Annotated in this window: 9 protein-coding genes; 6 read left to right on the top strand and 3 right to left on the bottom strand. The window is 54.7% G+C overall.

All coding sequences use genetic code 11. The features are described 5' to 3' along the window. Positions 1-66: 66 nt before the first annotated feature. Entirely contained in the window at positions 67-300 is a 234-nt protein-coding gene (locus DU506_RS04945) for a hypothetical protein (RefSeq protein ID WP_114485833.1), read from the bottom strand. 207 nt (positions 301-507) lie between these two features. Here DU506_RS04945 and DU506_RS04940 point away from each other — a divergent pair, with 207 nt between their 5' ends. From DU506_RS04940 to DU506_RS04915, 6 genes are all read left to right on the top strand, one after another. Beyond that, entirely contained in the window at positions 508-1071 is a 564-nt protein-coding gene (locus DU506_RS04940) for a recombinase family protein (RefSeq protein WP_114485832.1), read from the top strand. Positions 1072-1093: 22 nt separating this feature from the next. Next, the gene (locus DU506_RS04935) at positions 1094-2812 is read left to right on the top strand and encodes a class I SAM-dependent DNA methyltransferase (RefSeq protein ID WP_114485831.1); all 1719 of its coding nucleotides are present in this window, start codon (positions 1094-1096) and stop codon (positions 2810-2812) included. Continuing rightward, the gene (locus tag DU506_RS04930) at positions 2802-4832 is read left to right on the top strand and encodes a DUF4268 domain-containing protein (protein WP_114485830.1); all 2031 of its coding nucleotides are present in this window, start codon (positions 2802-2804) and stop codon (positions 4830-4832) included. Before DU506_RS04935 ends, DU506_RS04930 begins: the two co-directional genes overlap by 11 nt. 58 nt (positions 4833-4890) lie before the next feature. Beyond that, positions 4891-8046, top strand: coding sequence for a type I restriction endonuclease subunit R (locus tag DU506_RS04925; protein ID WP_114485829.1), 3156 nt, complete (start codon positions 4891-4893; stop codon positions 8044-8046). 443 nt (positions 8047-8489) lie between these two features. Further along, a complete protein-coding gene (locus tag DU506_RS04920; protein ID WP_114485828.1) occupies positions 8490-9383 on the top strand; it encodes a sugar nucleotide-binding protein in 894 nt (297 codons plus the stop codon). Continuing rightward, on the top strand, positions 9380-10114 hold the full coding sequence (locus DU506_RS04915; protein ID WP_114485827.1) for a lysophospholipid acyltransferase family protein: 735 nt from the start codon (positions 9380-9382) through the stop codon (positions 10112-10114). The genes DU506_RS04920 and DU506_RS04915 overlap by 4 nt, the downstream gene beginning before the upstream one ends. A gap of 160 nt (positions 10115-10274) precedes the next feature. Here DU506_RS04915 and fabB read toward each other — a convergent pair whose 3' ends face one another. Further along, positions 10275-11492: a beta-ketoacyl-ACP synthase I gene (gene fabB, locus DU506_RS04910; protein WP_114485826.1), complete on the bottom strand. Its 1218-nt coding sequence runs from the start codon at positions 11490-11492 to the stop codon at positions 10275-10277. Positions 11493-11504: 12 nt separating this feature from the next. After that, positions 11505-12020 carry a 3-hydroxyacyl-[acyl-carrier-protein] dehydratase FabA gene (gene fabA / locus DU506_RS04905; RefSeq protein ID WP_114485825.1) on the bottom strand — a complete coding sequence of 172 codons (516 nt, stop codon included), beginning with the start codon at positions 12018-12020 and terminating at the stop codon, positions 11505-11507. Positions 12021-12168 lie beyond the last annotated feature (148 nt).

Genomic DNA, 12168 nt, shown 5'->3' with positions numbered 1-12168 from the left:
GCATTTCCAGAAACTGGAACTGGTCATCAACAACGTCAAGTTCCAGGACGGAGAGCAAGTAATCGATCAGTCAGACAGGAACGCCGCCTGACCGTCGTACACCAGATTTGACAATAACTCGAGCTCATCTGCGTGGGTGGTGCCGGGCGTAAGGCCTTCCAGCAGCAGGGTTTCCCAGTCATCATTTCCAATTGGATCAAAGGGTTGCTCATAATTGCGTACTGAGCCTTTCAGCTTGTTCAGCGCTTTATCATTGTCAGCTTTATTAAAATCCTTAGACTGTAGATCGTTTTGACCCATAACTCTCTCCTACAAAAATAAGTTAACGACAGTTTACCTTCTCCAATAGCTGAATATTTATGATTGTCCAGTAAATAGGGCATAGAGTGCAAAGAAAACGACCGTTTGTTGAACGACGCCGCCATGCCCTCAAAAAGCCTCAATCCGCTTGTTTTAGTGATCGTAAACCCGTACAACTATCTATGAACAGTTTAGGTACCTTTTCTTATGATCATCGGTTATGCACGGGTCAGTACCCAGGATCAGCACGCGGAGCTTCAGCTAGATGCTCTGAGCGAGGCCGGCTGCGAGCAAGTATTTGAAGAAAAGTTCACGGGTAAGCTCAGGGAGCGCCCCCAGCTAACGCAGTGTTTATCCACCCTGCGCAAAGGCGATACCCTTGTTGTCTGGAAGTTGGATCGACTGGCCCGATCCCTTAAAGACCTGGTTGAAATCATCGAAGACCTTCAGCAACGCGGCATAGGGTTTCGCTCACTGACGGAAGCGATTGATACGACCAATGCGGGCGGCAAGCTGGTGTTTCACATTTTCGGTGCGCTGGCCGAGTTCGAACACAGTCTGATTACCGAACGCACCAAGGCGGGTCTCGCTGCCGCACGTGCGCGTGGTCGCAAAGGTGGCAGGCGACCGGCGATGACGCCATCTGATACGAAAAAAGCAGCTGCAATGCTAGCTGACCCGATGATGACAAAGGCTGAAGTTGCCGAGCATTTTAAAGTAAGCCGAACAACATTGAATGCCTCGCTGAAACGTGAAGGCTTCTCTTTGTAATGCCTATCCCAAGAGAGAGTTTATGAACACCACGGAACAGCAATTCCTCAAGGAGCTGGACGACAAGCTCTGGAAGGCGGCGGACAAGCTCAGAGCCAACCTCGACGCGGCGAACTACAAGCACGTGGTACTGGGGCTAATCTTCCTGAAGTACGTCTCCGACGCCTTCGAGGAACGCCAGCGTGAGCTGCGCGAGCTGTTCCAGCACGACAGCGACGACAACATCTACCATTTGCCGCGTGAAGACTTCGACAGTGACAACGAGTACCAGCAGGCAATGGATGAAGAGCTGGAGGTGCTCGACTACTACCGCGAAGCCAACGTGTTCTGGGTGCCCAAGGAGGCGCGATGGAATACGCTCAAATCGAAGGTGGCGCTGCCTACCGGCTCCGTGCTCTGGCAGGATGCCAACGGCAATGACGTCAAGCTGCGCTCGGTGTCGTGGTTGATCGACAATGCGCTGGAAGCAATCGAGCACTCCAACCCCAAGCTCAAGGGCATCTTGAACAGCATCAGCCGTTTTCAGGTTGAGGATGACAAGCTGATCGGCCTGATCAATTCATTTTCCAACACCTCGTTCTCCACGCCTGAGTACCAAGGACAAAAGCTCAGCCTGCAAAGCAAGGACATTCTCGGCCACGTCTACGAATACTTCCTCGGGCAGTTCGCCTTGGCCGAAGGCAAGCAAGGCGGGCAGTATTACACGCCGAAGAGCATCGTTTCGCTGATCGTGGAAATGCTCGAACCCTACAGCGGACGCGTGTATGACCCGGCCATGGGCTCGGGGGGCTTTTTCGTTTCCAATGACAAGTTCATCGAGGAACACGCCAAAGAATGGCACTACGACGCTGCTGAGCAGCGCAAGCACATCTCGGTTTACGGGCAGGAGTCAAACCCCACCACGTGGCGTTTGGCGGCCATGAACATGGCCATTCGGGGGCTCGATTTCAATTTCGGCAAGAAAAACGCCGACACCTTCCTGAACGATCAGCATCCCGACCTGCGCGCTGACTTTGTGATGGCTAACCCCCCATTCAACATGAAGGACTGGTGGAGCGAATCGCTCGCTGACGATGCGCGCTGGAAGTACGGCACGCCGCCGAAAAATAACGCCAACTTCGCCTGGCTGCAGCACATGCTGTACCACCTGCGTCCAGCGGGCAGCATGGCACTGCTGTTGTCCAACGGATCCATGAGTTCCAATACCAACAACGAAGGCGAGATCCGCAAGCGGCTGGTGGAAGAGGATCTGGTGGAATGCATGGTCGCGCTACCGGGCCAGCTGTTCACCAACACGCAAATCCCCGCGTGTATCTGGTTCCTGACCAAGGATAAGACTGGCGGGTTATCGCCTAACGGCGTGAAAAAGCGCTCCCGCAAGGGTGAGGTATTGTTCATCGACGCTCGCCAACTGGGCTACATGAAGGACCGCGTGATACGCGACTTCACCGCCGATGACATCGCCAAGGTCGCGGACACCTTCCACGCGTGGCAGCGTGACGAGAACTATGAAGACGTCGCCGGGTACTGCAAGTCCGCCACGCTCGCCGAGATCCAGAAGCACGACTTCGTGCTAACGCCGGGGCGCTACGTGGGTGCAGCGGAACTTGAAGACGACGGAGTGCCCTTCGCAGACAAAATGGCACTGCTGACCGAGCAGCTACGTGAGCAGTTCAACGAAAGCGACCGGCTGGAAGCAGAGATCAAACGCAACCTTGGGGGGCTAGGTTATGAGGTTTAAGCCTTTCTCGGACTTGCTGGACGTACCACTTCGTAACGGACTTACAAAGCCTAAAAAAATTCGCGGCGAGGGCATAAAAATGGTCAATATGGGGGAGCTTTTTAAGCACCCTCGCATTGATAACGTCCCGATGGATCGAGCTCCGCTTACCGATAAGGAACTAGCCATTTCCTTGCTTCAAAAAGGTGACTTACTTTTTGCTCGACAGTCCCTTGTACGTGAAGGCGCGGGTAAATGCTCTATATTTTTGGATGACAAAGAGCCTGTATGTTTTGAGTCTCACCTGATTCGCTGCAGGCTCAACCATAACGATTATAACCCCTTGTTTTATTTTTACTATTTCGATAGCCCCTTAGGGAAGCAGGCTATGGATACCATAATAGAGCAAGGGGCCGGTGCGGCTGGTATCAGAGGCTCTGACCTAGCAAACCTACAGGTCCCTGTATATTCGATTGATTTTCAAAACGCGGTAGCGACCATACTTGATGGCTTAGAGAGAAAAATCCAGCTCAACCATCAGATCAACCAAACCCTTGAAAAGATGGCCCAAACCCTGTTCAAAAGTTGGTTTGTCGACTTTGAGCCGGTGAAGGCCAAGGTCGCTGCGCTGGAAGCGGGCGGCAGCGAAGAGGATGCACTGCTCGCTGCCATGGAGACAGTGTCAGGCAAAACGGCGGACCAGCTGGCCACACTAAGCATCGAGCAGTCCGAGCGCCACGCCGAGCTTCGTGCCACTGCTGAGCTATTCCCCTCAGCGATGCAGGACAGCGAGCTGAACGAGATACCGGAGGGGTGGGAGTCAGGCTACCTGAGTGACATTTGCGACTTCCAGAATGGCTATGCATTTAAAAGTAAAGACTGGTCAGATTCTGGGTTCCCAGTAGTCAAAATAGGTTCAGTAAAACCTGCATTTGTGGACACTCAATCTTGCAGCTACGTACAAGAAGAAACGGTCGCTGGCCTCGAACGATTTGAGCTCTACGGTGGTGACTTGCTGATTGGCATGACCGGTTATCCTGGTGAAACAGGACTAGTCCCAATTACAGAGAACAGGATGTTTCTGAATCAACGAGTGGGCCGACTAAAACCCAAGCAGTACTATCAAAAGGCTCTACTCTACTGCAATGCGCGAGACTCCGCTTTCAAACAGTATGTTGAAGGGCAGGCACATGGTAGCGCTCAGGCTAATGTCAGTGGTAAGGCAATCTCCCAATATCCACTGACGATTCCGATCGACTCAATAGTTCAACGATTCTCAGAACTTATTGAACCATTACTACAGCAAAAGCTAATTCTCCATTCGGAATCTTCATCTCTATCTAGTACAAGGGACATACTATTGCCCAAGCTCCTTTCCGGTGAGCTGACACTGCCAGACGTCAACGACGAGGCGCATGCCGAACCGCAGGATGTGGCCCACTTTCACGATGTCGACCAGATTATCCCTGCACCTAATCTCACCGATTCCATGGTCATCAAGAAAGCCAAAAAGCAAAGCGCTGACACCCAGCAAACACATCGACCCACCTTGCGTTTAATGTTCTGGGAAAAGGTGCTGGACGCCTTCAGCAACTGCAGCAGTTCGTTGTACAACAATGTAAGGCCGTCCAAAATTCACTGGTTGAGTATGGATTCCGGCATTAAAGGAATAGCTTATCACCTGATTTTTGACAAAAACGAGATCGGCGTCGGTTTGTGCCTTCAGAAAAACGAAGAAGAGGCCAATAACTATGTATATGAACGCTTAAATGAGCAAAAAAATGAGATCGAGGCATCCTATGGCTACCCATTGGTCTGGTGGCAATTGAACTGCAGATTAGCATTCCGACTTCAGCACACAAGGGACATAGATAGTTATGACAGGGCTAACTGGCCAGAAATGATCGACTGGATGGTTACCCACATGACAAAGCTAGAAAACGCCCTACACGTCCCCCTGAAAGCCATCAACCAGCACTTCAATGATGTAAAAGCTCGAAGGCGCCAGAATGCCTTGAAACTAAGTAGCGGAAACGAATAAGGGATGTAGGCGAAAGAGCGTGGAAGTAAAGCCGAAGCCACAAAACAGGGAGCAAGGAATGACCGAGGACCAACTGGAGCAGGCGTGCCTCGAATGGTTCGCCGATAACGGCTGGGAAGTCGCCAACGGGCCGGACATTGCCCCTGACGGGGTGCAACCGGAGCGCCGTGATTACCGGCAGGTGCTGCTGCCAGGCGACGTCGAACAGGCCGTGAAGCGTATCAACCCTCATCTACCCGAGGATGCGCTGGAACAGGTGATCGCTCAGGTCAGCAAACCCGAAAGCCTTGACCTCATCATTAGCAACCGCGCTTTCCACCGTTTGCTGCTCGATGGCGTGCCGGTGAAGTATAAAGATGGCGATGACGAGGTGCATGACCGGGCGTTTTTGATCGACTTCACCCATATCGGTGAAAATCGCTTCCGCGCGATCAATCAGTTCACCATTGAAGGCACCAAACAACTACGTCGGCCTGACGTCGTGTGCTTCATCAACGGCCTGCCGCTCGCGGTGTTGGAGCTGAAAAGCCCCAATGCGGAAAACGTCGATATCTGGGATGCCTACAACCAGATTCAGACCTACAAGGACGAGGTCAGCGAGCTGTTTGTGTACAACGAAGCCACCGTGATCAGCGACGGCTTCAATGCGCGTGTTGGCTCATTGACCGCCAGTCAAGAACGCTACATGCCATGGCGCACCATCAAGCACGAAGACGACAAGCCACTGCTGGAGTGGGAGTTGGAAACCATGGTGCGCGGTTTTTTCGACCGCGAGCGGCTGCTGGATTACATCCGCTACTTCGTGCTGTTTGAAACCGACGCTGACCGGCTCATTAAGAAAATCGCCGGGTACCACCAGTTCCATGCCGTGCGCGAAGCCGTGCGTGCCACCGTGATCGCGGCTGAAGCACCAAAGGACAATACACAGGGCGAGAAGCGCGCGTCCTACGGCGATGAAGTGGTACCGGGTAGCAAGAAAGCCGGGGTTGTCTGGCACACACAAGGTTCCGGCAAGAGCATTTCCATGTGCTGCTACGCCGGGAAACTGTTGCAGCAGCCGGAAATGCACAACCCGACGCTGCTTATCGTCACGGACAGAAACGATCTCGACGGCCAGCTATTTGCCACGTTCAGCAACGCCAAGGAACTGCTGAAGCAGACACCGGTTCAGGCCCACGACCGGGATGAGCTGCGCCAAATGCTTGCCGAGCGCGAGTCGGGGGGTATTATTTTTACCACCGTGCAGAAATTCGCGCTGCTAGAAGGAGAAGTTGGGCACCCCATCCTCAACGACCGCCACAACATCGTGGTGATCTCCGACGAAGCCCACCGCAGCCAGTACGGCTTGAAGGCTACGCTCAAAAAGGACGGCAGCTACAAATTCGGCTATGCCAAGCACATGCGTGACGCCGTACCTAACGCGTCGTTCATTGGCTTTACCGGCACACCCATCGCGAGCGAAGACAAGGATACCCGCGCGGTGTTCGGCGACTACGTCTCAGTCTACGACATACAAGACGCCGTCGATGACGGGGCAACGGTACCGATTTACTACGAGTCGCGCTTGGCCAAGCTGGACATCAACCGCGAAGATATCGAAGCGCTGTCGGACCAAGTCGAAGAGGTCTTCGAGGATGAGGAAGACGTTGGCTCGCGTGAGCGCGCCAAAGGCATGTGGAGCCAGCTGGAGAAGCTGGTCGGCGCCGAACCGCGCTTAAAAGAGATCGCCGCTGACCTGGTCAATCACTTCGAGACGCGCAGTGCGTCTATCGAAGGCAAAGCCATGATCGTGGCCATGAGCCGGGACATTTGCGCTCACTTGTACAACGAAATCACCGCACTTAGGCCCGAGTGGCACGACGCCGACCCGGAAAAAGGCGCTATCAAGATCGTCATGACCGGCTCGGCGTCGGATAAACCCCTGATACAGCCGCATATTTACAACAAGCAGACCAAGAAGCGGCTGGAGAAGCGTTTTAAAAACCCTGATGACCCGCTCAAGCTAGTGATTGTGCGGGATATGTGGCTGACCGGTTTCGACGCACCTTGCTGCCATACCATGTACATCGACAAGCCCATGAAGGGCCATAACTTGATGCAGGCCATTGCCCGCGTGAACCGAGTGTTCAAGAACAAGCCGGGCGGCTTGGTGGTCGACTACATCGGTATTGCCAATGAGCTGAAACAGGCGCTGAAGACCTACACCGATGCCAAAGGCAAAGGTCAGCCCGCCCACAGCGCGGAAGAGGCCTATGCCGTGCTATTGGAGAAGCTCGACATCATCCACGGCATGTTTGCCAAAGGTCCGAAGGGCGAAGGATTCGACTACAGCAGCTTTGAAGAGCACCCCAACAAGCTGCTGGTACCGGCAGCCAACTACATACTGGGACTGGAAGATGGCAAGAAACGTTTCCTCGACACCGTGCTGGCCATGAACAAGGCTTACTCCTTGTGCAGCACCCTCGACGAAGCTCGTGACCTGCACAAAGAGATCGCCTTCCTCTCCGCCATGAAGGCCGCCATTACCAAGTTCACCAGCGTTGACCGCAAGCTCACCGAGGAAGAAAAGAACACGGCACTCAAGCAAATTCTGGACAACGCACTGGTTTCCGAAGGTGTCACTGACGTGTTTGCGCTGTGTGGTCTCCACAAGCCCAACATCGGCCTGCTATCCGACGAGTTTCTCGAAGACGTCCGCCAAATGCCCTACAAAAATTTCGCGGTCGAGCTGCTGGAAAAACTGTTGAAAGACGACATCAAGGCCAAGACCCGCAGCAACGTTGTACAAGAGAAGAAGTACGGCGACCGACTGCAGGAAACGCTGCGCAGGTACAACAACCGGGGTATCGAGACTGCCCAGGTGATCGAAGAGCTGATCGCCATGGCCAAGCAGTTCCAAGCGGAACTGGAACGCGACGCGGCTTTGGGCCTGACCCCGGACGAGGTCGCCTTCTACGATGCGCTGGCCAATAACGAAAGCGCCGTACGTGAACTCGGCGACGATACCCTGAAAAAGATCGCGGTCGAAATCACCGACAAGCTACGCAAGTCCACCACAGTCGACTGGCAGGTACGCGAAAGCGTGCGCGCGAAGCTGCGCATTCTGGTACGGCGCACGCTGCAACGCTACAAGTACCCGCCTGACAAGGCCATAGAGGCGGTGGAGTTGATACTCAAGCAAGCCGAGGTGCTGTCGAACGGGTGGAGTCAGTAATTCATACCTTTAGTTGCGCATCTCGGCGACTTACAGGTCTGCTTGTCTCAAGAAGAGGTAGGTTCTTCTGAGGTCATTAACTAACTGGTCTCAAGCAAGGGCAGGTTACGAATACGCTCGTAGCCAAAGCCTTTGTCAGTCACCAGCGTTCCACCGTAAGGCAGAGCGTCAAATAGTATCTGTGCCTTCCGAATCTGGCTGTATAGTTGTAACTGTACAAATGGTGCCTGCTTTTTATCTGTTGTACACTGCACAAAATACCTTATCTATACTTGGGTCTGTATCTATTGAGTCCGTTTTGGCTAGGGGAGAGGCGGGATCGCTTACCTAATGGGCTCTGCAACTAACCCACCCAGAAGGAGAGCAGGATTTGGTATACACTTGACTTTTAGTCAGCACCTTTTGAAAAAGTGCCCATGATTGCTAACCACTAGGATGCGCTTGTGAAGCTGTTGATTCTGGATGCCGGCCATTGTCTGAGTCTGGCCTTGGCCCGAGAAGCCAGTCGACGTTCGGATACTGAGCTTGTGATCGAGTCCGGGATGTCGCTAGATAGCGATAGGCTGAAAACGATCGCACCGGATGCGGTGATCATTCCTCCCTTGGCTCATCCCTTGAATATGGCGCCGGCGGCGGTCATGGCGCATGCCGATGCCGTGGAAGCTTGCTTGGAGATTTGCCTTGCCCAAGGAGTCGCTCTGGTCTGGTGTGTGTCCGACCAGCTTTATGAAGATGGCTTCGAGGTGGCGATTGACGAGCATCTGGTGCCGGCCCCACGCGATGAATCATTGCGACGCCTGGTGCTGGTGGGGGATCGGATCCGGGCCGAATATCATCGGCACTTGATCGTGCGTCTGGGGCCGTTGTTTGCGCTGGAAGGCAGCCATGCCTGGCTCAACGAGATCATCGATAGTTTGGTCATGGGGCAGGAAGTGCGCGCCACGGAAGACGTTATCTTCTGTCCCACCTCGGCGGATGCAGTCGCTCGGGCGTTGGTGGGCATGCTGCTTCAGCAGCAATGTGGCGCCGATTCCTGGGGGGCCTATCACCTTGCCGGCACTGAACCGGTAAGTGCCTTCACGTTCACCTCGATGGTGCGCACACAGTTGGCCACTCATCTGGAAGGGCGTGGTGAAGAGGTGGCATTAGGGGACGTCAAGGCGCTCAATCACCATCACGACCAGAAACTGCGTCGTGTACTCAACTGTCGGCGTGTATTGGACGTCTTCGGTGTACATCAGAAAGCCTGGCGGCTGGAAGTAGGGCGAATGCTGGATGCTTGGTGTCTGGTCCGTGACAATGCGTCGGAAGAAGGCAAAAGCGAGTCGACATCTTGATCAACGTGTTGCGCAGTGTGTTGTTTTACGTGGGCTATTTTGTGGCCCTATTGGCATCAGGTCTTTTTTTGTTGCCCGTTGCACCGTTTCTACCGCTTGAGCGGCGCTACGGGCTGCTCAATTTATATAACCACTTTCTGATGAGGTGGTTCCGCTGGACATGCGGTGTGCGTTACGACATCCAGGGGCAGGAAAACCTGCCTGAAGGGCCATGCGTCATCCAGGCCAATCATCAGTGCGAGTGGGAAACCGTTTTTCTACAGATAATGAAGCCGCCGGTATGCACCGTGCTCAAGCAGGAACTCTTGCGTATTCCCATCTTCGGTTGGGCGCTTCGGTTGCTGAAGCCGATTAGCCTGGACCGTTCAAGACCCGCTCGAGCCATGAAACAGGTGTTGACCCAGGGCGTTACGCGTCTGGAGGGCGGGCTCTCGGTGCTGATCTTTCCCGAAGGCACCCGAGTCGACCCGGGCGTTCGCAAGCGCTACAACAAAAGTGGTGCTGTGATCGCCTGTCGAGCCGGGGTACCGGTGTTACCGGTGGCACATAATGCCGGAGAGCGTTGGCCTGGGCGCCACTGGGTGAAAAATCCCGGTGTGCTGCGCGTGCGTATCGGTGCGCCGATAGACACCCAAGGGCGGCTTCCCGATGAAGTACTCAAGGAAGTTGAAGCCTGGATTGAAGAGCAACTCGAGGAAATTTCCGAAGTGCCACGCCCAAAGGTGTCCTGACACTGCGTAACGAAAGTGCCTGTTTTCTGGCTGGATAACTGGTTCTGAATGATTGGTTCTGAATAATTGGTTCTGGACAGCTAGCCGCAAGCCACAACAAACGGCGCCCCTTGGGGCGCCGTTTGTTGTGGTAGTGCTAAAACGATGGGTCTTGACTCGTTCAGCTCTGGTAGCGCTGGAACACGAGGCAGGCGTTGGTGCCGCCGAAACCGAAGCTGTTGGACAATACCCGTTCGAGTTTGACGTTATCCCGCCGAGTGGTAACGATATCGAAACCGTGGGCCTGCTCATCGAGTTGATCGATATTGGCCGAGGCGGTGACGAAGTCGTTTTCCATCATCAATATCGAGTAGATGGCTTCCTGTACGCCAGTGGCACCCAGTGAATGCCCCGTCAATGATTTGGTCGAACTCATTGCCGGAGGCGAGTCTCCGAAGACTTCACGTACTGCCTTGAGCTCGGCAACGTCACCTACGGGGGTGGAGGTGCCGTGGGTATTGATGTAGTCGATATCGCCTTCTACCGTGGCCATGGCCTGACGCATGCAACGCACGGCACCTTCGCCGGACGGTGCCACCATGTCGTGTCCATCGGACGTGGCACCATAACCGACCAGCTCAGCGTAGATTGTTGCGCCACGGGCCTTGGCGTGCTCGAGTTCCTCAAGTACCAGCATGCCACCGCCGCCGGCGATCACGAAGCCATCGCGCGCCTGATCATAAGGCCGTGAGGCTTTTTCCGGGGTGTCGTTGTAGTGGGTCGAGAGGGCGCCCATGGCGTCGAACAGACAGGACAATGTCCAGTGCTCTTCCTCGCCACCCCCGGCAAACACCACATCCTGCTTGCCCAGCTGGATCTGCTCCATGGCACTGCCGATACAATGCGCGGACGTGGCACAGGCGGAAGAGATGGAGTAATTGACGCCCTTGATACGGAACGGTGTGGCTAGGCACGCCGATACCGTACTGCCCATGGTGCGTGTGACCCGGTAAGGGCCTACCCGGCGCAAGCCTTTTTCACGCAGCACGTCGGCGGCTTCGACCTGGTTGGCACTGGAGGCGCCGCCGGAGCCGGCGATCAAGCCGGTACGTTCATTGGAAACCTGGTCTTCCGAAAGGCCGGCATCTTCAATGGCTTGCGCCATGGAGACATAGGCATAGGCCGCTGCATCGCCCATGAAACGGCGCAGCTTACGGTCGATCAAGGCATCCAGGTCAATGTCGACACTGCCGGCCACATGGCTACGAAAGCCGCGTTCGGCGTATTCTTCCTTGAAACGGATACCGCTACGGCCGCTCTTGAGCGCTTCGAGAACCTGCTGCTGGTCATTGCCCAGACAGGACACAATGCCGAGCCCAGTGACTACCACTCGTCGCATGGGAGCCTCCTGTTAAAAATTTGCTGTGGAGGTGAATAGGCCAACACGCAGATCATTAGCCTGATAAATGTCGCGTCCATCGACGCAAACCGTACCATCGGCAATTCCCAGGATAAGGCGCCGTGTGATTATCCGCTTGATATTGATGCGGTAGGTCACTTTATCCGCCTCGGGAAGAATTTGCCCGGAAAACTTGACCTCACCACAGCCGAGCGCTCTTCCACGGCCGGGGTGGCCTAGCCATCCCAGGTAAAAACCGACCAGTTGCCACATGGCATCCAGCCCTAGACAACCGGGCATTACCGGGTCACCAGGGAAGTGGCAGTCAAAGAACCACAAGTCTGGGGTGATATCCAGCTCAGCAATCAACTCACCCTTGCTGTGGTCGCCGCCCTCTTCATGAATATGGATGATGCGGTCAAGCATCAGCATGTTGGGTGCCGGAAGCTGAGCGTTTCCGGGGCCGAACAGCTCGCCGCGCGAGCATGCCAGCAGTTCTTTGCGATCAAAGGAATGTTGCTTGGTCACTGAATCGTTCCGAGAGTCGAGATAGTGGTTTGCCGTTTACGGCGCGTATTCCCGGGTAGCGTAGCGAGTACGGCCCGCGAGACGTTTTGCCTAGTCTACTTCCCGAAACCCATGAATGCACGTTGCCTGAGCCTTGAGCGACCAATGA

This window comes from Vreelandella rituensis, assembly GCF_003336665.1.
Taxonomy (GTDB): Bacteria; Pseudomonadota; Gammaproteobacteria; order Pseudomonadales; family Halomonadaceae; genus Vreelandella; species Vreelandella rituensis.
This window is presented reverse-complemented; position numbering and strand designations above follow the sequence as displayed.